This window comes from Streptomyces sp. NPDC032472, assembly GCF_040636955.1.
Classification (GTDB): Bacteria; Actinomycetota; Actinomycetes; order Streptomycetales; family Streptomycetaceae; genus Streptomyces.
This window is the reverse complement of the sequence record NZ_JBEZVK010000020.1, coordinates 1-21329: the sequence shown is the minus strand read 5'-3', so window position 1 is coordinate 21329 and position 21329 is coordinate 1. Positions and strand designations below refer to the sequence as shown.

Here is a 21329-nt window from a genome sequence, read left to right as displayed (position 1 = left end):
CCAGCCTGCGATGGGCGCACGGACACCCATAGGTTGTGTAACAGCGCCTGTGAGCTGCGGTTTCGGACGAGGAAGCGGAATGGATCAGTCAGCTTGGGGGCGGTGCTGCGGCAGGCGGTAGTTCCCGCCGGAGAGGGGCTCCACCAGCCCGTCGGACACCAGGCCGTCCAGGGCCCGGGCCCGCTGGAGGGGTTCGTCCCAGACGGTGTCGAGCACGGCCTGCGGAACCGGTCCGACCGCCTCGCGGAGCACGGCCAGCAGTTTGCCGCGGACCTGCCGGTCGGTGCCGGCGTACGTCTGCCCGCGGCGCGGCGGGCCGTCGTGCGCGGGCTTGCCCGCCAGCCGCCACGCGCACAGCGAGGCCACCGGGCAGCGCGTGCAGTCCGGGCTCTTGGCCGTGCACACCAGCGCCCCGAGCTCCATCGAGGCCGCCGCCCAGCGGGCGGCGGTCGTGTCGTCCTCGGGCAGCAGGGCCCGGGCCAGGCGCCGCTCGGCGGCCGTCGTGGCGTTGGGCGGGTACTCGACCCCGGTGGTGGTCCGCGCGAAGACCCGGCGGACGTTGGTGTCGAGCACCGCGTGCCGCTGCCCGTACGCGAACGAGGCCACCGCGGCCGCCGTGTACTCGCCGATCCCGGGCAGCGCCAGCAGCTGCGCGTGCTCGCGCGGCACGTCGCCCCCGTGCCGCTCCGTTATCGCGACGGCCGCGCCGTGCAGGCGCAGCGCCCGCCGCGGGTAGCCGAGCCGTCCCCAGGCGCGTACGGCCTCACCGGGCGCCTCGGCCGCCAGGTCGGCGGGCCGGGGCCAGCGGGCGAGCCACTGCTCGTACACGGGCAGGACCCGGCTCACGGGCGTCTGCTGGAGCATGAACTCGCTGACCATGACGCCCCAGGGCCCGGCCTCGGGGCGGCGCCAGGGCAGGTCGCGGGCGTGCTCCTCGAACCAGGCGATGACCGGGGAGTGCAGCGCGTGGGAGACGACGGCCGTGTCGGTGGGCTCGGAGGCCTCGGTCGTCTCGGGGGTCTCGTGGGATGTCCGGGATGCAGTCATGACATAGGAATCCTGGCACGTTTCAGGCGCGGTGCGCGGAGCCCGGCCCGGTGAACCACCGTGCCGCCGGGTTGTCGCTCGCCCGCATGGCGCCGGTGATCGTACTGGTCGGACCCGCCAGGGCGAGGACGGCGAGCGCGGCGACGATGCCGCCGGTCAGCAGGCCGATGCCCACGTCGTGCGGGTAGTGCACGCCGACGAAGACCCGGGAGTACGCCATCAGCAGCGCCAGCGGCACCGTCAGCAGCGCCAGCCGGCGCACCGCGAGGGCCAGGGCGACGGCCGCGGCGCCCGCGATCGCGGAGTGGTTGCTCGGGAAGGACCAGTCGCCGGGTGGCGGGCACGGTACGAGCGAGACGGCGGCCCGGGCGACCGCGCGGCACGGACGGTCCTCCTCCACAAAGGACTTCACCGCCTCCGAGGCCACGTACCCGAGGGCCGTGGCGAGCGGGGCGAGGACGGCCAGGGCGAGGGGGCGCGGGCCGCGGCGGCCGCGGGCCCGCCACCATACGGCGATGAACAGCAGCCCGAACAGCAGGAGGCCGTACTCGGTCCACGCCTCGAACGCCGACTGAACCCAGCCGGGCGCCTCGTGGGCGGAATCGGTGATGTCGCGGTAAAGACCGGAAGAATCCATGGTCACCGACCGTACTCAACGGGGCGGCGGTCTCGTGCGGGACCCCTGGCCGAATCTCGCCGGTCCGCCCCGCCAACCAAGATGATCATCGGCAAAACCCGTCGACTGCGCGGCATGTGGGGCACGGAACGGGCCGCCGGTTCTCGTAGAGTTCCGTCCGTGGGATCTATGCGCAATCCGGTCGGGCCGCTCCCCTCCTCCATCTACTGGCGACGGAGGGCCGTGCTGGCCTCCGTCGTCGCGCTCATCGCGCTGCTCGTCGTATGGGCCGTCAGTTCCGGTGGTGGCACGTCGAGTACGAACGGAAAGGGCCAGAAGGGACCCGACCCCGCTGCCTCGATCACCCCCGGACCCTCCGGCAGCGGCCCGGCGATCAGTCAGGCGCCCGGCGGGCGCGGCGACTCGGGCGGAGCGGCCGGCAAGAACGGTGATCCGGGCGCCGGTTCCGGTTCGGGCGGTAGTGCGGGCTCCGGTTCCGCGGCGGGCGCCGGGGGCGGCAGCGCCTCGGGCGGCAGCGGGGCCGGCGGCGCGGGCTCGGCCGGCGGCGCGGTCCCGATCCCGGCGGACTCCCCGCTGCCCACCTGCTCCACGAGCGGGCTGCAGTGGGAGGTCAGGAGCGTCAAGAACGAGTACGAGGCCAACGAGAAGCCCCGGCTGGAACTCATCGCCCGCAACGTCTCCGGCACCACCTGCAAGGTCGACCTCGGGCCGAAGCAGGCCGTGCTGACCATCCTCCAGGCCACCGGCAACAAGGCGGTGTGGTCCTCGGGGGACTGCCCCGCGGGCGCCGGCAGCGCCTTCTTCCGCGTCCCCGCGCAGGGCGAGACGAAGCAATCCCTGGAGTGGGACCGCAAGTTCAGCGCACCCGACCAGTGCCAGACGCCACCCGCGGGCACCGCCACCCCCGACACCTACGTGGTGGAGGTCAAGTCCCCCGGCATGCCGGTGGCGCGGACCTCCTTCGTGCTGAAGCACGACTAGGGACACGGCGAGGGCCCGGGTGCGCTGGTGCGCCCGGGCCCTCGTCTTGTCTTCGGGGTGCTGTTCTTAGACGTAGCGTTCCAGGATCGACGATTCCGCCAGCCGCGACAGGCCCTCGCGGACGCTGCGGGCGCGGGCCTCGCCGACGCCGTCCACCGTCTGCAGGTCGTCCACGCCGGCCGCCAGCAGCTTCTGCAGCCCGCCGAAGTGCTCCACCAGCCGCTCGATGATCGCCCCCGGCAGCCGCGGCACCTTCGCCAGCAGCCGGTAGCCGCGCGGGGACACCGCCGAGTCCAGGGTCTCCGGAGAGCCCGTGTACCCCAGCGCCTTCGCCACGATGCCCAGCTCCAGCAGCTCCGCGTGCGACAGCGCGTCCAGCGCCGGCAGCGCCTCGTCGACCGTCCGCGACCGCCTCGCGGTCGGCTCCGGCACGTAGTCCCGGATCACGAGCTCGCGCTCCTGCTCGATTCCGACCGTCAGCTCGTCCAGCTGCAGCGACAGCAGCCTGCCGTCCGTGCCCAGTTCGACCACGTACTCCGCGATTTCCGTGGCAATCCGGCGAACCATTTCCAGCCGCTGCGCGACCGCCGTCACGTCGCGCACCGTGACCAGATCCTCGATCTCCAGCGCCGACAGCGTGCCCGCGACCTCGTCGAGCCGCAGCTTGTACCGCTCCAGCGTGGCCAGCGCCTGGTTCGCCCGGGACAGGATCGCGCCCGACTCCTCCAGGACGCGGCGCTCCCCGTTCACGTACAGGGCGATCAGCCTCATCGACTGCGATACGGACACGACCGGGAAGCCGCACTGCTTGGACACCCGGTCCGCGGTGCGGTGCCGGGTGCCGGTCTCCTCCGTCGGGATCGAGGCGTCCGGCACCAGCTGCACGCCCGCCCGCAGGATCTTGGTGAGGTCCTTGTCGAGGATGAGGGCGCCGTCGAGCTTGCACAGCTCGCGCAGCCGGGTCGCGGTGAACTCGACATCCAGGACGAAACCGCCCGTGCACATCGCCTCGACGGTCTTGTCCATCCCGAGGACGATGAGGCCGCCGGTGTTGCCGCGGACGATCCTCTCCAAGCCGTCGCGCAGGGGCTGACCAGGTGCGACCGCGCTCAGCGAGGCACGCATCATGGCCTCCTGCCTGGAGCTCGCGCCCGACTTCCCGGATGCTGCTGCCCCGTCCTTGGCTGCCACTGCACTCCTCCGGTCGCGGGTTGCGCCGCCTGCACACGGCCGGGCGGACCAGCGCAAAGTCTACCGGCGTGCGCTGCGCGCCCGCCGTGGCTTGGCCAGGTGCACCCCCGGGGGACCCTGCGCGGGGCCCTCCCGCGGCTCCTGCGGGGCTACTGCGGAGCCTCCTCGCGGGCCGTCGGGCGGGACCGCCGCCGCGGCAGAACCCGCAGCGCATCGCCCATGTCCGCGACCTCCGTGACCTTCATGCCGGGCGGCACCTTCCCCGGGTCGACCGGCACCAGGGCGTGCGTGAAACCGAGCCGGTGCGCCTCCGCCAGGCGCCGCTGCACCCCGGTCACCCGGCGCACCTCGCCCGCGAGGCCGACCTCCCCGATCGCCACCAGGTTCTTCGGCAGCGGCACGTCGCTGGCGGCCGACGCCAGGGCCAGCGCGATGGCCAGGTCCGCGGCCGGCTCGGTCAGCTTCACCCCGCCCACGGTGGCGCTGTAGATGTCGCGCTTGCCGAGCGCGCTGATCCGCCCGCGCTGCTCCAGCACCGCCAGCATCATCGACACCCGGGAGGTCTCCAGGCCCGAGGTGGTCCGCCGCGGCGAGGGGATCTGCGAATCCACCGTCAGCGCCTGCACCTCGGCGACCAGCGGCCGCTTGCCCTCCAGCGTCACCGTCAGACAGGTCCCCGGGACCGGCTCGGCGCGCCGCGTCAGGAACAGCCCGCTCGGGTCGGCGAGCCCGGTGATCCCCTCGTCGTGCAGCTCGAAGCAGCCCACCTCGTCGGTGGCCCCGTACCGGTTCTTCACGCCGCGCACCAGGCGCAGACGCGCGTGCCGGTCGCCCTCGAAGCTGAGCACCACGTCCACCAGGTGCTCCAGCAGCCTCGGGCCCGCGATCGCCCCGTCCTTGGTGACGTGCCCGACGAGCAGGGTGGCCATCCCGCGCTCCTTGGAGGCCCGGATCAGCGCCCCGGCCACCTCCCGCACCTGGGCCATGCCGCCGGGGGCGCCGTCGATCTCGGGCGAGGCCACGGTCTGTACGGAGTCCAGGACCAGCAGGGAGGGCTTCACGGCGTCGAGGTGCCCGAGGACCGCCGACAGATCGGTCTCGGCGGCCAGGTACAGGTGGTCGCTGAGCGCGTTGATCCGGTCGGCCCGCAGCCGCACCTGGCTCGCCGACTCCTCGCCCGTCACGTACAGGGTGCGGTGGTCGCCGCTCGCGGCCTTCGCCGCCACGTCCAGCAGCAGCGTCGACTTGCCGACGCCCGGCTCGCCTGCCAGCAGCACCACCGCGCCGGGCACGAGCCCGCCGCCCAGGACCCGGTCCAGCTCGTCGACCCCCGTGCTGCGGGCGGTCGCCGTACGGCCGTCGACCTGGGCGATGGGGAGCGCGGCGGTGGAGACGCGGCCGGCCGCGGTGGTCCGCACGGCGGGCGCGCCCATCTCCTCGACGGTGCCCCAGGCCTGGCACTCGGGGCACCGCCCGAGCCATTTCGCGGTTGTCCAGCCGCACTCGGAGCAGCGGTAGGAGGGCCGGTCCTTGGCGGACGATCGGGATGTACGGGCAGCCATGCCGACCACGGTATCGGGCCCCGCCGACAGTCCCGCCCGCGCGGCTGCGCACCCGGCTGTGTACCGGCTGCGCCTCGGCTGTGCACCCGGCTGCGCACGCCACGCGTCAGGGCCGCGGTCAGCGCATGTTCGATCTCGTCACCCGTAAGGGCTAAAACAGCTGAAGGCTTCACGGCGTCCGCGGGACGGCCGCCTACCTTCGCCAGGGTGACCAGCCGCAACCAGGAAACCGCCGCCCGGAGCACCGGCGCACAACGGGCGCACGGGCGCACGCCCCCCGAGGGACCCGAAGGACAGCAGCCGCCCCCTTTCCGGCACGAGCCGTACCTGGACGGCCTGTTCACCTACTGCCTGTCGGTCCTGTGCGACCACGACACCGCCACCGACGTGCTGGCCGAGGTCCTCGCCGTCGCCGACCGCCACCCGGGCCGCTGCCCCGACGAGGGCGAACGGCGGGCCTGGCTGTACGCCCTCGCCCGCTGGGGCTGCCTGCGTCGGCTGACCGACCAGCGGCGCATCCGCCAGGGGGCGCATTCCGCCCGGCGCGCGCCCGCGCACACCGAAGCGGACCGCGCGGCTGAGGCACACCGCCCCCTTGATGTCAGCGCCTACCGCCGCACCGAGCTGGCCCGCCTCGCCTGGCCCGAGGCCGCCGGCACCACGCCCGAACAGCGCGAGGCCCTCGAACTCGCCGTCCGCCACCGGCTCGGCGTCCCCGAGCTCGCCGCCGTCCTCGGCACGCCCCCCGCCACCGCCCGCGAACTCCTCGCCGCCGCCGCCTGCGAGGTCGAGCGCACCCGCGCCGCCCTCGCCGTCGTCGAGACCGGCGGCTGCCCCTCGGTCTCCCGGCTCACCGCCGGCGACGGACAGGTCCTGCTCTCCACCACCCTGCGCGCCGAACTCGTCCGGCACGTCGACGACTGCCCCCGATGCCGCCGCGTCGCCGAACGCGTCGACGCCGCCGCACCCTGGCCCGGATCCTGCGGCGTCGACGCCGCCCTCCCCCTGGTCCAGGCCCCCCGCACCGCCGTCCACGCCGCCATGCAGCGCACCGGCCGCGGCCGCCGCCCCGCCCCGCGCTTCGACCGCACCGGCTTCCCGCTGGACCCCAGGGACCGCGCCGCCCGCCGCGACCGGCTGCGCGCCCGGGCCGTGACCACCACCGTCGTCGCCACCGTCGTCGCCGCCCCGGTCCTGGCTCTATGGGCCGCGTACCGGGGAGCGCCCAGCACCGGCGAGCCCGGCACCGACGGAGCCCGCATCTCCGCCAGCGAGTCCAGGCTCCCGCTGCCGCACCCCGGCGGCCGCCCGATGAGGACCTTCGAGAACGCCGGCACCACCGCCCACACCACCGGCACCCCCGGCTTCCCCACCGGGCATGCCGCGCCCCCCGCCGACGTCTCCGTCGAGGTGATCAGCGCCGGCCCGCCCGCCGCGCCCGGCCGGCCCGACCGGCCCGGCGCTCCCGGCCGCCTCACCGTCGCCGCCACCTCGTACGGGAACACCACCACGCTCACCCTCAGCGCCTCCGGCGGGGCCCCCGTGGACTGGCGGCTGTGGTCCGACGCCCCCTGGCTGCGCGCGAGCCGCACCGCCGGCACCCTGGCCCCCGGCGCATCGGTCACCGTGCGCATCGCGGTCGACCCGGACGAGGAGCCCGTCGGCGCCTGGACGGCCCGCGTCGGCGTGGACCCGGCCGGAGCCGTGATCGCCATCCGCGGCCGCGGCCGCCCCGCGCCCACGCCGACCCCGCCGGCGCAGTCCCCGCAGCCGACGCCGAGCCCCACCCCGCCGACGCAGCCCACCCCGACACCGACCCCCACGCCCACCGAGACCCCGACCCCCACGGAGCCCCCGGCGCCGACGCCCACCCCGACACCGACCGCATCCGGAGGAACGGTTTCCGCACCCCCCGACGGCACCCCTGCCGGCCCGTAGCCGTCACCCCACCCCGGTCACGACATGCGCATCGGGATCACCGCGGCCACCCTGGAGGGGTCGGGACCACCGAGGCCGAGGAGGCCGAGATGAGCATGCTGGACAAGCTCAAGCACATGCTGAAGGGCCACGAGTCCCAGGCGGACCAGGCCATCGACAAGGGCGGCGACAGGGTCGACGAGAAGACCCAGAGCAAGTACCAGACCCAGGTCGACATGGCCCAGGAGAAGCTCCGCCACCAGTTCGGCACCGGCCAGCAGCAGGACCGCGAGAACCCGCCCCAGCCCTAGGGACAGGCCCCAGCCCCCCGCCGGCTCTTCCGGGCGCACCCCACCCACCCCACGGACCGGCACGGCCCGGCCGCAGCCCTCGGGGCCGGCCGGGCCGCGCGCAGCCCGGGGACGGCCCGGTGGACCTCCCCCGGACCCGCCGCCCTACACCGGGTCCGCGGGGTGCGGGGCCATCGGCAGCAGCGAGGCCAGCCGCGCCTCGCAGTGCTTCACCAGCTCCGCGTACCCCTCCTTGCCCATCAGCTCCGTCAGCTCCGCCCGGTACGACACGTACACCGGCTCCCCTGCCCCGTGCGCCGAGGTCGCCGACGTGCACCACCAGTGCAGGTCGTGCCCGCCCGGCCCCCAGCCGCGCCGGTCGTACTCCCCGATCGACACCTGCAGCACCCGCGTGTCGTCCGGCCGGTCGATCCACTCGTACGTACGCCGGATCGGCAGCTGCCAGCACACGTCCGGCTTGGTCTCCAGCGGCTCACGCCCCTCGCGCAGCGCCAGGATGTGCAGCGAGCAGCCCGCCCCGGCCGGGAAGCCGGGCCGGTTCAGGAAGATGCAGGCCCCCTCGTAACGGCGGGTCTGCCGCTCGCCGTCCTCGTCCTTCTGCACCCACCCCGACTCGGTGCCCACGTCGTGGAACTGCCACAGCTCCGGCGACAGACGCGCCACGTGCTCGGCGACCCGCTTCTCGTCGTCCTCGTCGGAGAAGTGCGCGCCCAGCGTGCAGCAGCCGTCGTCCGCCCGCCCGGCCTGGATGCCCTGGCAGCCGCTCCCGAAGATGCACGTCCAGCGCGAGGTCAGCCACGTCAGGTCGCAGCGGAAGACCTGCTCGGCGTCGGCGGGGTCGGGGAACTCCACCCAGGCCCGGGCGAAGTCGATCCCCTTCTCGTCACCGGCGACTGCGGCCACGGCAGCCCGCCCCGCGGCACCCGCGGCATCCGCGGCGGCCTTGGCCTTCTTGGTGTTCTTGGACTTGTTGGCCTTCTTCGTATTTGGCACAAACCCAAGCCTAAGCGCCCCTTACGCCACCCATACTCCTGCCGCACAGTAGCGTTTCCTCGTATGAGACTCGGTGTCCTTGACGTGGGTTCCAACACGATCCATCTCCTCGTGGTGGACGCGCACCCCGGTGCGCGCCCGCTGCCCGCGCACTCCCACAAGGTGGAACTGCGCCTCGCGCAGCTGCTCGACGAGCACGGAGCGGTCACCCCTGAGGGCATAAAGCGCCTGCTCTCGGTGATCGCCGGCGCCGTTCAGGCCGCAGAGGACAAGGGCTGCGAGGACGTCCTGCCCTTCGCGACCAGCGCCGTGCGCGAGGCCACCAACGCCGACGAGGTCCTGTCCCGGGTCAAGGCGGAGACCGGCATCGACCTGCCCATCCTCAGCGGCGATGACGAGGCCCGGCTGACCTTCCTCGCCGCCCGCCGCTGGTTCGGCTGGTCCGCGGGCAAGCTGCTCGTCCTCGACATCGGCGGCGGCTCCCTGGAGATCGCGTACGGCATCGACGAAGACCCGGACGCGGCCGTCTCCCTCCCGCTGGGCGCCGGCCGCCTCACCTCGGGCTGGCTCCCCGGCGACCCGCCGGACCCGGCCGACGTGCGCGCGCTGCGCCGGCACGCCCGGGCCCAGATCGCCCGCACGGTCGGCGAGTTCGCCCGCTTCGGGCCGCCGAACCACGTCGTCGCCACCTCCAAGACGTTCAAGCAGCTGGCCCGCATCGCGGGCGCCGCCCGCTCCGCCGACGGGCTCTACGTCCAGCGCGACCTCAGCCGCAAGGACCTGGAGGAGTGGGTGCCGCGGCTCGCGGCGATGACCACCGCCCAGCGCTCCGCCCTGCCCGGCGTCTCCGAGGGGCGCGCCGCCCAGCTGCTGGCCGGGGCGCTGGTCGCCGAGGGCGCGATGGACCTGTTCGGCGTCGAGACGCTGGAGATCTGCCCGTGGGCCCTGCGCGAGGGCGTCATCCTGCGCCGCCTGGACCACCTGCCCAATGACACCCACCTCGCGACCTGACGCCCGGCCCGGCGGCCGGCCCGGCGCCCGGACGCCCGGAGAGCCCGGAGAGCCCGCCGGGCCCGGAGCCGGCCCGGCAGGCCATCGGTACCCTGTCCCCGTGGCAGAACCAGTCCGCATCCCGACCGCGAAAGTCGCCCTCTCCACCGCCTCCGTCTACCCGGAGTCCACGGCGACCGCCTTCGAGATCGCCGCACGCCTCGGCTACGACGGCGTCGAGGTCATGGTCTGGACGGACCCGGTCAGCCAGGACATCGACGCCCTGCGCCGCCTCTCCGACACCCACGGCATCCCGGTCCTCGCCATCCACGCACCCTGCCTGCTGATCACCCAGCGCGTCTGGTCCACCGACCCGTGGACCAAGCTCCAGCGCGCGCAGGCGGCCGCCGAACGGCTCGGCGCGAGCACCGTCGTCGTCCACCCGCCCTTTCGCTGGCAGCGCCAGTACGCCCGGGACTTCGTCACCGGCATCTGGCGGATGGCCGAGGAGACCGACGTCCGCTTCGCCGTGGAGAACATGTACCCCTGGCGCTACCGCGACCGCGAGATGCTCGCGTACGCCCCCGAATGGGACGTCACGAAGGACGACTACCGGCACTTCACGGTCGACCTCTCCCACACCGCGACCGCCCGCACCGACGCCACCGCCATGGTCGACCGCATGGGCGACCGGCTCGCCCACGTCCACCTCGCCGACGGCAACGGCTCCGCCAAGGACGAGCACCTCGTCCCGGGCCGCGGCACCCAGCCCTGCGCCGAGCTGCTGGAACGCCTCGCCGTGAACGGCTTCACCGGGCACGTCGTGATCGAGGTCAACACCCGCCGCGCCATGTCGTCGGCGGAGCGCGAGGCCGACCTCGCCGAGGCCCTGGCCTTCACCCGCCTCCACCTGGCCGCCTCCGCCTCCCGTACGACCCCGGCCCGACGCCCGTGACCGAGCCCGCCGCCGAGCCGCCCCAGCCCCCGAAGCCCGTCCGCCGCCGCCGCGGCCCCGGCCGGCCCCGCCAGGACGAGGCCGACGACGGCCCCGGCACCCAGGAGCGCATCCGCCTCGCCGCCCGCTCCGAGTTCGCCGCGCGCGGCTACGACAAGACCTCCGTCCGCGGCATCGCCAAGGCCGCCGGCGTCGACCCGGCCCTGGTCCACCACTACTTCGGCAGCAAGGACGAGCTCTTCGCCACCGCGATCGAGCTCAGCATGGAGCCCGCCCTCGTCGTCCCCGCCGTCCTCGGCGAAGGCCCCGACGGCATCGGCGAACGCCTGGCCCGCTACTTCCTCGGCATCTGGGAGAACCCCGTCACCCGGGCCCCGCTCCTCGCCGTGATCCGCTCGGCCCTCACCCACGAGGCCGCCGCCAAGGTGCTGCGCGGGCTGGTCCTGCGCCACGTCCTGGAGCGGGTCGCCGCCGACCTCGACGTCCCCGAGCCCACCTTCCGGGCCGAGCTGGCCGCCTCGCACATGGTCGGCATCGCGATCCTGCGGTACGTGGTCCAGGTCGAGCCGCTCGCCTCCGCCGACCCGGAGGAGATCGTCGCCCTGGTGGCCCCCACCCTGCAGCGGTACCTGACCGAAGACTGACCCTCCCGTCCCGACATCCGGACGAGCTGTCCGTATCCCGGGCCGGGGGCGTAGCCTCGTAACCGAGCCATATCCACAGTCGCGGCGGCGCGCAGACGCCACCGCACTCATGGGGAGTGAACCCGATGCCCGAGCTGAGGTCCCGCACTGTCACCCACGGCCGCAACATGGCGGGCGCCCGCGCCCTGATGCGCGCCTCGGGCGTAGCGAGCGAGGACATCGGCAAGCCGATCATCGCGGTCGCCAATTCCTTCACCGAGTTCGTCCCCGGCCACACCCACCTCGCCCCCGTCGGCCGGATCGTCTCCGACGCCATCCGCGCCGCCGGCGCCGTCCCGCGCGAGTTCAACACCATCGCGGTGGACGACGGCATCGCCATGGGCCACGCCGGCATGCTGTACTCGCTTCCCTCGCGCGACCTGATCGCGGACAGCGTCGAGTACATGGTCGAGGCCCACTGCGCCGACGCCCTGATCTGCATCTCCAACTGCGACAAGATCACCCCCGGCATGCTGATGGCCGCCATGCGCCTCAACATCCCGGTCGTCTTCGTCTCCGGCGGCCCCATGGAGGCCGGCCAGGCCACCCTCGTCGACGGCACCGTCCGCAAGCTCGACCTGATCGACGCCATGGTCGACGCGTCCAACGAGAACGTCTCCGACGAGGACGTCCTGCGCATCGAGGAGAACGCCTGCCCGACCTGCGGCTCCTGTTCCGGCATGTTCACCGCCAACTCGATGAACTGCCTCGCCGAGGCCATCGGTCTGGCCCTGCCCGGCAACGGCTCCGTCCTCGCCACGCACACCGCCCGCCGCGCCCTGTACGAGGAGGCCGGCCGGACGATCGTCGAGATCACCAAGCGCCACTACGAGCAGGACGACCACTCCGTCCTGCCCCGCAACATCGCCTCCCGTCAGGCCTTCGAGAACGCCATGGCCCTGGACATCGCGATGGGCGGCTCGACGAACACGATCCTGCACCTGCTGGCCGCCGCCCAGGAGGCGGGCCTGGACTACGACCTCAAGGACATCGACGAGGTCTCGCGCCGCGTCCCCTGCCTGGCGAAGGTCGCACCGAACGTCGCCCCCGGCGGCACGTACTACATGGAGGACGTGCACCGCGCCGGCGGCATCCCCGCCATCCTCGGCGAGCTCCACCGCGGCGGCCTTCTGAACAAGGACGTCACGACGGTCCACTCGGCCAACCTGGAGGACTGGCTCGGCACCTGGGACGCCCGCAGCGGCACCGCCTCCGCCGAAGCCATGGAGCTGTGGCACGCCGCCCCCGGCTGCAAGCGCTCCGCCACCGCCTTCTCCCAGTCCGAGCGGTGGGAATCCCTCGACCTCGACGCCGAGGGCGGCTGCATCCGCTCCGTCGAGCACGCGTACAGCAAGGACGGCGGCCTCGCCGTCCTCAAGGGCAACATCGCCGAAGACGGCTGCGTGGTGAAGACGGCCGGCGTGGACGAGTCCATCTGGACCTTCGAGGGCCCGGCGGTGGTCTGCGAATCGCAGGACGAGGCGGTGGAGAAGATCCTGTCGAAGCAGGTCCGGCCCGGCGACGTGGTCGTCATCCGCTACGAGGGCCCGCGCGGCGGCCCCGGCATGCAGGAGATGCTCTACCCGACCTCCTTCCTCAAGGGCCGCGGCCTCGGCAAGACCTGTGCGTTGATCACCGACGGCCGCTTCTCCGGCGGCACCTCGGGGCTGTCCATCGGCCACGCCTCGCCGGAGGCGGCGTCGGGCGGCACCATCGCCCTGGTCGAGGACGGCGACCGGATCCGGATCGACATCCCGAACCGCTCGATCGACCTCCTGGTCGACGAGGCCACGCTGGCGGCCCGCCGGGAGGCGCTGGGCGGCGTCTACGCCCCGAAGAACCGTGAGCGCCAGGTCTCGGCAGCCCTTCGCGCCTACGCGGCCATGGCCACAAGCGCCGACAAGGGCGCCGTCCGCGACGTCTCAAAGCTGGCCTGACCCGCCCCCGCCCGACCACCCCGGGCGGGGCACCCGGCTACCCCCGCTTTTCGCGGCGGGGCGGGGCTGATTCTTGCCGGTCTCTCGTCCCAGCCGTCGGCGGAGCCGGCTGGGAACCCGAACAGTCCCTCCGCTTTCGAAGCCGAGGGTCGGCCATTTCAGCTCCGTCGGCGTTTGAGGCGCGGGGTTTGGGGCGGGGCGCCAGGGATCCCGGCTTCGCCGGGTACCGGGCTCTGCCCGGGCCCGCGCCTCAGTCGCCGGCGGGGCTGGAGTCGCCGGGCTCCCGTCCAATGCGTCGGCGAAGCGGGTGTGGGCAATCCGTATCGGCCTCGGGCCTTCGCAGCGGGGGTCGGCCATTTCAGCCTCGCCGGCGTTTGAGGCGCGGGGTTTGGGGCGGAGCCCCAGGGAATCCGGCTCCGCCGGGCGCCGGGGGCGGCGACTTCAGCCGCTGCCCTGCCCCCGCCGGGCCCGGGGCTACCAGGCGGAGGGGTCGTGGGTCGGGACCGCGAAGACCGTGCCGTCGGGGGCCGAGGCGAAGACGCGGTCGGGGGCCGCGACCGGGGCCGGGAGGGTCGCGGTGAAGCCCCGGCCCGTCGTCATGCGGGGCGGGGTCTGGCCGATCAGGCGCCCCGCGGTGCCGTCCACCGCCAGCAGCCGCCCGTCCACGGCGGTGAGATACACCCGCCGGTCGGCGCCAAGGGCGGGCCGCGACGCCGCCGTCACCCCGGTCTGCAGCCGCCAGTCCTCCCGCTCCGCCCCCACCGCCACCAGCGCCCCCGACACCCCGAAGGCGTACACCGTGCCGTCCGCCCCCACGGCCGCCTGCGCCTGCAGCAGCGGCGCCGACAGCTTCACTGCCCGCACCGCCGCCCGCGACCCGAGGTCGACCCGCAGTACGGACCGGGTCATCGACTCCGCGTCGTTCTCCAGCAGGTACAGCCCGCCCCCCGCCACACCCACCGGCTCCGCGACCCCCGGCGTCCGGGCCAGCGCCCGCACCGCGCCCGAGACCGGGTCGACCTCCGATACCTGGGTGGACTTCCCGTCGGCGGCCGGCGTGGCCACGTACAGCGGCGGACTCGCGCCCCCGGCCGGCGCCTCGCCGGCCCGCCACACCGACCCCACCCCGCCGAACGGCTTGGTCCACTGCGCGACCCCGGTGGCCGCGTCCACGGAGATCGCCTTCCCGTCCGGCAGCGCGATCACCACCCGCGGCCCGGCCGGCACGACCCGCGACCCGGCGAGCAGCACCCGCTTCCACCGCTCCGCCCCGGTCGCCGGATCCAGCGCCTGCAGCGTCCGCCCGGCGGCCGACGTGGTCAGCACCAGCCCGGCGTCGTGCAGCGGAGCGGCGGTCTCCACCGTGCCGGGGGAGGCCTGCACGGACCACACCACCGAGCCGTCGGCCGGATCCAGCCGGGCCGCACCCAGCCCGTAGCCCGCGCAGTACAGCGCCCCCTCGGCCCAGGAGCACGCCGACGGCGCGGTCCCGGCCGACCCCGCGGCCCCGCCCGCCGGCCGCCCCAGCACCCGCGACCACGGCGCGAACGGCTTGGCCGCACCCGCACCCACGCCCGCAGCCGCCGTCCGCCCTGCCGGCGTCGTCCCGCCGGCGTCACCCCCACCCCACAGGTACCAGCAGCCACCCACCACCCCACCGAGCACCAGCAGCAGCCCCGCCCCCGCGGCCAGCGCCACCCTGGTCCGCCGCCCCCGTCCGGGCTCCGGCTCGGCGGGGACGCCCACCCGATCGCGCCGGTGCGTCGCAGCCTCGGCCGTCCCGAGCGTCGGCGACGGCGGCGCGGATACGGGCCGCCGCGGCCGCGGCACGAAGGTCTGGGTGTCCTCACCCGTCGGGTACGCCAGCGCCCGCATCGCCGAGATCAGCGCGTCGGCCGTGGGCCGCTCGGCCGGATCCTTCGCCAGGCACCGCGCCACGAGCGGCGCGAGCGGCGCCGGCAGCCCGGTCAGATCGGGCTCGCCGTGCACCACCTGGTAGGCCACCAGATAGTGGCTGTCGGAGTCGAAGGGTCCCCGCCCGGTGGCCGCGTGCACCAGAACGGCCCCCAGCGCGAACACGTCCGCGGCCGACCCGACCTCCCGCGGCCGCTGGAACTGCTCGGGCGCCATGAACGGCGGCGTCCCGATCAGCTTCCCCGTCTCGGTGCGCAGATCGCTGTCGGCGGGCCGGGAGATCCCGAAGTCGATCACCCGCACCCCGTCCGGCGCCATCAGCACATTGCTCGGCTTCAGGTCCCGGTGCACGACCCCGGCCCGGTGGATGTCGCGCAGCGCCTCCGCCAGCCCCGCCGCGAGCCGCATCAGTTCGGCCTCGTCCAGCACCCGTTCCCGTACGCGCTCGGACAGCGTCGGGGCGTCGATGAACAGCGTGGCCATCCAGGGCCGCTCCGCGTCGGGGTCGGCGTCCACGACGGGCGCAGTGAACGCCCCGCTGACCCGCCGCGCGGCGGTGACCTCCTGCCGGAACCGGGCGCGGAATTCCGGGTCGACCGCGTGCTGGGGGTGCACGATCTTGACGGCGAGTTTCAGCCCGGAGCCGGACGTGGCCAGATGGACGACACCCATGCCGCCGGATCCGAGCACGGACTCGAGCCGGTACTGGCCGGCGTATTCCGGAAAGCCCACGTAGTCCGCGCGCCGCGACTGCACCGCTCACCACCCCCGCGGGAGCCTAGTCGATGCCCCGTACGCATCTCCAAGGGCCTGCTAACCTGCGCGAGTTGCGCAGAGCAATGCCAAGGGGGGAGTTTCCGCATGTCGGCAGAGAACGAATCCAGCCAATTCCAGACCCTCGATTCCGGGTCCGGATTCCAGACGTTCCCGGTCGCCCCGGGCTATCGGGTGAACGTCCGCAGCGGTCCCGGCACCGCCTATTCCCTCGTCAGGGTCCTCCCGTACGGGGCGTCCGTCACGATCCGCTGCCAGACGGACGGCGAGAGGGTCAGCGGCCCGTACGGCACCACCGGCATCTGGGACTGCGTCGGCAACGGCGAGTTCGTCTCCGACGCCTACGTCCGCACCGGCAGCGACGGCTACGTCGCCTCCGCCTGCAGCTGACCCGCGGCGGAGCCCGGTCCGTCTGACACGTGAGACGGCCCGGGCCGCTGCGCGCCGGCGGGGGATAATCGCCGATGTGAGCGACGAGCAGCAGCAGACCCCCGCCGCGCCGGCCACCCCGGCCGCCGCCCCGGCCGCACCGGTCGGCCCCCAGCCGGAGCCGATCCGCTTCTTCGGCACCACCTGGGTGGCGCACGACGGCGGCTACGCCCTGCGCCGCGTCGCCCTCGCGGCCGGCTCGCTCGGCGCCGCCTTCGTCGCGGCCTACCTGCTGCGCATGGCCTACGAAGGCCTGGAGATCGGCAACGTCGGCCCGTTCCTCAGCATCTCCGTCGTCGTCCTCTTCGCGATCGCCAGCGCCATCGCCTTCGCCAAGACCTGGGAGTCCTTCGGCAGCCGCCCGCGGCCGTCCTCGGACGAGGCCGCCCTCAAGGGCCTGAAGACGATCGGTTTCATCGGCTCCCTCATCGCCTACTTCCTGCGCTGCCTCTCCGAGGCACCCGGCGAGAAGCTGCGCCGCACCGAGTACGAGCGCGCCAAGGCGGAGTACGACCGCCGCCGCAGCAGCCGCACGGGCAACCCGGCGGCGCGCCGCCCCAAGCGCAAGAAGTAACGCCCGAGCCGCCGGCCGGCCCTCGGCTCGGTCACCTCGCGGCCCCCAGCCTGTTGACGCCCCGGCACAGCCAGGAGCATTATTCATCACGTGATGAATAATGCAGAGCGGGGCGCCCCCGACGCGACCGCCGCCGCCGTCCACGCCCACGCCCTCACCGTCCGCCGCGGCACCGGCCGACACCCCCGCATCGTCCTCGACTCCCTCGCCTTCGACGTCCCCCGCGGCCGCATCACCGGCCTCCTCGGCCCCTCCGGCTGCGGCAAGTCCACCCTCATGCGCGCCGTCGTCGGCACCCAGGCCCACGTCACCGGCACCCTCGACGTCCTCGGCCGCCCCGCCGGCCACCCCGAGCTCCGCTCCCGCATCGGCTACGTCACCCAGGCGCCCTCCGTCTACGACGACCTCACCGTCCGCCAGAACCTCGACTACTTCGCCGCCGTCCTCGACCCCGGCCGCGCCGCCGCCGACCGCCGCCGCGCCGCCGTCACCCGCGCCATCGCCGACGTCGACCTCACCGGCCGCGCCGACGCCCTCGCCGGCGACCTCTCCGGCGGCCAGCGCAGCCGCGTCTCCCTCGCCGTCGCCCTGCTCGGCACCCCCGAACTCCTCGTCCTCGACGAACCCACCGTCGGCCTCGACCCCGTCCTGCGACGCGACCTGTGGAACCTCTTCCACGAGCTCGCCGCCGGCCGCGGCACCACGATCCTCGTCTCCTCCCACGTCATGGACGAGGCCGAGCGCTGCCACGACCTGCTCCTCATGCGCGAGGGCCGCCTCCTCGCCCAGGACACCCCCGACGCCCTGCGCACCCGCACCCACTCCGCCACCGTCGAGGAGGGCTTCCTCCGCCTCGTCGACGAGGCCGCCGCCCGCGCACCCCGACCCCAGGAGCAACCGCGATGACCACCACCCCGGCCACCCCCGCCACGCCGGCCATCCCCGCCACCCGGGCCATCAGCGCCGCCCGCACCACCGCCACCGCCGGCCGCGTCCTGCGCCAACTGCGCCACGACCCGCGCTCCATCGCCCTGATGCTGCTCGTTCCCGTACTGATGCTGACCCTGCTGCGCTACGTCTTCGACGGCAGCCCCCGCACCTTCGACAGCATCGGCGCATCCCTCCTCGGGATCTTCCCCCTCATCACCATGTTCCTGGTGACCTCCATCGCCACCCTGCGCGAACGCACCTCCGGCACCCTCGAACGCCTCCTCGCCATGCCGCTGGGCAAGGGCGACCTCATCGCCGGCTACGCCCTCGCCTTCGGCGCCGTCGCCGTCGTCCAGTCCCTCCTCGCCACCGGCCTCGCCCTGTGGCTCCTCGGCCTCGACGTCGTCGGCTCGCCCTGGCTGCTCCTGCTCGTCGCCCTCCTCGACGCCCTCCTCGGCACCGCGCTCGGCCTGTTCGTCTCCGCCTTCGCGGCCTCCGAGTTCCAGGCCGTCCAGTTCATGCCGGCCGTGATCTTCCCCCAGCTGCTGCTGTGCGGCCTCTTCGCGGCCCGCAACACCATGCAGCCCGCCCTCGAAGCCGTCTCCGACGTCCTGCCCATGTCGTACGCAGTCGACGGCATGACCCAGGTCCTCACCCACACCGACATGACCGCCGACTTCGTCCGCGACGCCGTGATCGTCGCCGCCTGCGCCCTGCTCGTCCTCGCCCTCGGCGCGGCCACCCTCCGCCGCCGCACCCCCTGACCACGGAGCGGACACCACGCCCCCCGCACCCCGCCCGAGTGCAAGGATGGCCGCGTACGACGTACGTCCGTCAGTTCGGCGAGGTGAATTCGGGCATGACCCAGACAGTCGCAGTCCTCGGTACCGGAAAGATCGGCGAGGCCCTGCTCAGCGGAATGATCCGCGGAGGCTGGCCCGCCGGAAAGCTCCTCGTCACCGCCCGTCGCGCCGAACGCGCCGAGGAGCTCCGCTCCCGCTACGGCGTCGAGGCCGTCAGCAACGCCGAAGCCGCCAAGCGCGCCGACACCCTCATCCTCACCGTCAAGCCGCAGGACATGGGCAAGCTCCTCGAAGAGCTCGCCCCGCACGTCCCCGCCGACCGCCTGGTCATCAGCGGCGCCGCCGGCATCCCCACCTCCTTCTTCGAGGAGCGGCTCGCCCCCGGCACCCCCGTCGTCCGCGTCATGACCAACACCCCCGCCCTCGTCGACGAGGCCATGTCCGTCATCTCGGCCGGCAGCCACGCCACCGCCGCGCACCTCGCCCACGCCGAGGAGATCTTCGGCGGCGTCGGCAAGACCCTGCGCGTCCCCGAGTCCCAGCAGGACGCCGCCACCGCCCTCTCCGGCTCCGGACCCGCCTACTTCTACTTCCTCGTGGAGGCGATGACCGACGCCGGCATCCTCCTCGGCCTGCCCCGCGCCCAGGCCCACGACCTCATCGTCCAGGCCGCGATCGGCGCCGCCGTGATGCTCCGCGACAGCGGCGAACACCCCGTCAAGCTCCGCGAGGCCGTCACCAGCCCCGCCGGCACCACCATCAACGCCATCGTCGAACTCGAACGCCACGGTGTGCGCGCCGCCCTCATCGCCGCCCTCGAAGCGGCCCGCGACCGCAGCCGCGAACTCGCCTCCGGCAGCAACTGACGTACGAGACCCACGAGCCGTACGAAGGGACGAGCGGCCCCCGCATGCGCGCGGGCCGCCCTGACCTCCACCGGTCCACCGGTTTCACGGGGCCAGCAGCCCGATCGCCTCGTACGCCCGGTCCACCACCGGCCGCGCGATGGCCCGCGCCCGCCCGGCCCCCTCCCGCAGCACCCGCTCCACCTCGCCGGGATCGGCCGCCAGCTCGGCGTGCCGCTCCTGCAGCGGACGCAGCAGCTCCACCACGGCGTCGGCGACGTCCCGCTTCAGCGGCCCGTACTGCGAGTACCCGTCGGCCAGCTTCTCCGGCTCCCCGCCCGTACAGGCGGCGAGGATGTCCAGCAGGTTCGCCACCCCGGGCCGCTCGGCCCGGTCGTAGACCACCCCGCCGTCCCCGCTGTCCGTCACGGCCCGCATCACCTTCTTGGTGATCACCGCCGGCTCGTCGAGCAGGTAGACGATCCCGGCGCCGTTCGCACTGGACTTGCCCATCTTCGAGCCCGGGTCCTGCAGGTCCATGACCCGCGCGCCCACGGCGGGCAGTGTCACCCTGGGCACGGTGAACGTGTGCCCGTACCGCTGGTTGAACCGCACCGCCAGATCCCGGGTCAGCTCCACGTGCTGCCGCTGGTCCTCGCCCACCGGCACCTCGTCCGCCGCGTAGGCCAGGATGTCGGCGGCCATCAGCACGGGATACGTCAGCAGCGACAGCCGTACGCCCTGACCCGCGGCCTCGGCCTTCGCCGCCTTCTCCCGGTACTGGATCATCCGCCGCAGCTCTCCGTCGGTGGCGGTGCACTCCAACAGGTAGGAGAGCCGGGTGTGCTCGCCGACGTGGCTCTGTACGAAGAGGGTGCACTGCCGCGGATCCAGCCCGGCGGCAAGGAAGAGCGTCGCGGCCTGCCGGCTGAGGCGCCGCACGCGTGCCGGATCGTGTTCGACGGTCAGGGCGTGCAGGTCGACCACGCAGAACAGGGCGTCCGCGGGTGCGTGCTCGGCCGCGACCCACTGCCGCAGGGCCCCGAGGTAGTTGCCCAGCGTCAGGTGCCCGGACGGCGTGATCCCGCTGAAGATCCTCGTCATGTCTGCTGCTCTCCCTGTGAGTGGTGGTGCGGGTCGGTGACGCGGCCACCGCGCCGGGCGACCGAGCCACTCCCTGAGGGAGAAACAGAAACGGCCGCCGAGGCGGCGGCCGTGAGCGCATGCGTGCTCGCGTGGAGGTCCGGCCGCCGTCAGGCGGCCCACCAGCGAAGGCTGAGCGTGAGCGCATGCGTAGTCATGGGGGCCAGGCTAGCCCTTCGGACGGCTCCTGTCCGGGAGTTCCGGAGGTTGACACACCAGTGCGCGATCCGTAAGGTTCTTCGAGTTGTCCGACGTGAGCGCCGACCTTGGTCGGTCCCCGGACAGCCATCCCGCACTACACACTCGAACGAACGGCGCACTCTGCCGTCTCGTTTTCATGCGTATTTGCGAATGAGGAATCCGCGTTCTAGGACGCAGTCGCCGATTAGGTTCGGGGGCAAGGAATCCGCTAATGTCTCACTCGTCGCGAAGGCCCAACGGCCGGAACGGCTAATCCCGCTGACCGGGAGTCAGGCCCGAAAGGATCTGATAGAGTCGGAACCGCCGAAAGGGAAAACGCGAAAGCGAAAGCCCGGAAGGCGGAGCGAGAAAGACTCTGATAGAGTCTGAACCGCAAGAAAGAAAAAACGAAGAACGAAAGCCCGGAGGAAAGCCCGAGAGGGTGAGTACAAAGGAAGCGTCCGTTCCTTGAGAACTCAACAGCGTGCCAAAAATCAACGCCAGAAGTTGATACCCCGTCCACTTCGGTGGAT

The 21329-nt window shown here is 73.6% G+C and carries 20 protein-coding genes; 12 read left to right on the top strand and 8 right to left on the bottom strand.

What is annotated here, in order from left to right:
- Positions 1–84: 84 nt before the first annotated feature.
- A complete protein-coding gene (locus tag AB0F11_RS15880) occupies positions 85–1047 on the bottom strand; it encodes an A/G-specific adenine glycosylase (RefSeq protein ID WP_362173076.1) in 963 nt (320 codons plus the stop codon).
- A 22-nt stretch (positions 1048–1069) separates the two neighbouring features.
- Positions 1070–1684 (bottom strand): phosphatase PAP2 family protein, encoded by a 615-nt coding sequence (locus tag AB0F11_RS15875; protein WP_362173073.1) that lies wholly within the window; start codon positions 1682–1684, stop codon positions 1070–1072.
- A gap of 168 nt (positions 1685–1852) precedes the next feature.
- On the opposite strand from AB0F11_RS15875, the gene AB0F11_RS15870 reads away from it, so the two are divergent.
- A complete protein-coding gene (locus AB0F11_RS15870) occupies positions 1853–2665 on the top strand; it encodes a hypothetical protein (protein WP_362173358.1) in 813 nt (270 codons plus the stop codon).
- Between the two features lie 66 nt (positions 2666–2731).
- Here the strand turns inward: AB0F11_RS15870 and disA are convergent, their stop codons facing one another.
- Positions 2732–3856 (bottom strand): DNA integrity scanning diadenylate cyclase DisA, encoded by a 1125-nt coding sequence (disA, locus tag AB0F11_RS15865; RefSeq protein ID WP_362173070.1) that lies wholly within the window; start codon positions 3854–3856, stop codon positions 2732–2734.
- Between the two features lie 149 nt (positions 3857–4005).
- Positions 4006–5418 carry a DNA repair protein RadA gene (gene radA / locus AB0F11_RS15860; RefSeq protein WP_362173066.1) on the bottom strand — a complete coding sequence of 471 codons (1413 nt, stop codon included), beginning with the start codon at positions 5416–5418 and terminating at the stop codon, positions 4006–4008.
- 207 nt (positions 5419–5625) lie between these two features.
- Here radA and AB0F11_RS15855 point away from each other — a divergent pair, with 207 nt between their 5' ends.
- A complete protein-coding gene (locus AB0F11_RS15855) occupies positions 5626–7356 on the top strand; it encodes a hypothetical protein (protein ID WP_362173064.1) in 1731 nt (576 codons plus the stop codon).
- A gap of 89 nt (positions 7357–7445) precedes the next feature.
- Positions 7446–7646 (top strand): antitoxin, encoded by a 201-nt coding sequence (locus AB0F11_RS15850; RefSeq protein ID WP_362173062.1) that lies wholly within the window; start codon positions 7446–7448, stop codon positions 7644–7646.
- A 144-nt stretch (positions 7647–7790) separates the two neighbouring features.
- On the opposite strand, the gene AB0F11_RS15845 is transcribed toward AB0F11_RS15850, so the two are convergent.
- Positions 7791–8639: a hypothetical protein gene (locus AB0F11_RS15845; protein WP_362173059.1), complete on the bottom strand. Its 849-nt coding sequence runs from the start codon at positions 8637–8639 to the stop codon at positions 7791–7793.
- Positions 8640–8702: 63 nt separating this feature from the next.
- On the opposite strand from AB0F11_RS15845, the gene AB0F11_RS15840 reads away from it, so the two are divergent.
- From AB0F11_RS15840 to ilvD, 4 genes are all read left to right on the top strand, one after another.
- Entirely contained in the window at positions 8703–9650 is a 948-nt protein-coding gene (locus AB0F11_RS15840; RefSeq protein ID WP_362173056.1) for a Ppx/GppA phosphatase family protein, read from the top strand.
- A gap of 100 nt (positions 9651–9750) precedes the next feature.
- The gene (locus AB0F11_RS15835; protein WP_362173053.1) at positions 9751–10584 is read left to right on the top strand and encodes a sugar phosphate isomerase/epimerase; all 834 of its coding nucleotides are present in this window, start codon (positions 9751–9753) and stop codon (positions 10582–10584) included.
- Positions 10581–11228 carry a TetR family transcriptional regulator gene (locus tag AB0F11_RS15830; protein WP_362173051.1) on the top strand — a complete coding sequence of 216 codons (648 nt, stop codon included), beginning with the start codon at positions 10581–10583 and terminating at the stop codon, positions 11226–11228. The genes AB0F11_RS15835 and AB0F11_RS15830 overlap by 4 nt, the downstream gene beginning before the upstream one ends.
- 125 nt (positions 11229–11353) lie before the next feature.
- Positions 11354–13204 carry a dihydroxy-acid dehydratase gene (ilvD, locus tag AB0F11_RS15825; RefSeq protein WP_362173048.1) on the top strand — a complete coding sequence of 617 codons (1851 nt, stop codon included), beginning with the start codon at positions 11354–11356 and terminating at the stop codon, positions 13202–13204.
- A gap of 474 nt (positions 13205–13678) precedes the next feature.
- Here the strand turns inward: ilvD and AB0F11_RS15820 are convergent, their stop codons facing one another.
- Positions 13679–15874 carry a protein kinase gene (locus AB0F11_RS15820; protein WP_362173045.1) on the bottom strand — a complete coding sequence of 732 codons (2196 nt, stop codon included), beginning with the start codon at positions 15872–15874 and terminating at the stop codon, positions 13679–13681.
- A gap of 105 nt (positions 15875–15979) precedes the next feature.
- Between AB0F11_RS15820 and AB0F11_RS15815 the strand changes: the two genes are divergently transcribed.
- The 5 genes from AB0F11_RS15815 (at position 15980) to proC (ending at position 19494) form a co-directional block, all read left to right on the top strand.
- A complete protein-coding gene (locus AB0F11_RS15815) occupies positions 15980–16282 on the top strand; it encodes an SH3 domain-containing protein (RefSeq protein WP_362173042.1) in 303 nt (100 codons plus the stop codon).
- Positions 16283–16358: 76 nt separating this feature from the next.
- Complete coding sequence (locus AB0F11_RS15810) at positions 16359–16895, top strand: hypothetical protein (protein ID WP_362173039.1); 537 nt, start codon at positions 16359–16361, stop codon at positions 16893–16895.
- 93 nt (positions 16896–16988) lie between these two features.
- On the top strand, positions 16989–17801 hold the full coding sequence (locus AB0F11_RS15805) for an ABC transporter ATP-binding protein (protein ID WP_362173355.1): 813 nt from the start codon (positions 16989–16991) through the stop codon (positions 17799–17801).
- The gene (locus AB0F11_RS15800; RefSeq protein ID WP_362173036.1) at positions 17798–18589 is read left to right on the top strand and encodes an ABC transporter permease; all 792 of its coding nucleotides are present in this window, start codon (positions 17798–17800) and stop codon (positions 18587–18589) included. Before AB0F11_RS15805 ends, AB0F11_RS15800 begins: the two co-directional genes overlap by 4 nt.
- 95 nt (positions 18590–18684) lie before the next feature.
- A complete protein-coding gene (gene proC, locus AB0F11_RS15795; protein ID WP_362173033.1) occupies positions 18685–19494 on the top strand; it encodes a pyrroline-5-carboxylate reductase in 810 nt (269 codons plus the stop codon).
- An 84-nt stretch (positions 19495–19578) separates the two neighbouring features.
- Here the strand turns inward: proC and trpS are convergent, their stop codons facing one another.
- Both trpS and AB0F11_RS15785 read right to left on the bottom strand, forming a co-directional pair.
- Positions 19579–20577, bottom strand: coding sequence for a tryptophan--tRNA ligase (gene trpS / locus AB0F11_RS15790; RefSeq protein ID WP_362173030.1), 999 nt, complete (start codon positions 20575–20577; stop codon positions 19579–19581).
- A gap of 489 nt (positions 20578–21066) precedes the next feature.
- The coding region (locus AB0F11_RS15785; protein ID WP_362173027.1) for a hypothetical protein at positions 21067–21329 on the bottom strand (263 nt) is incomplete at its 5' end.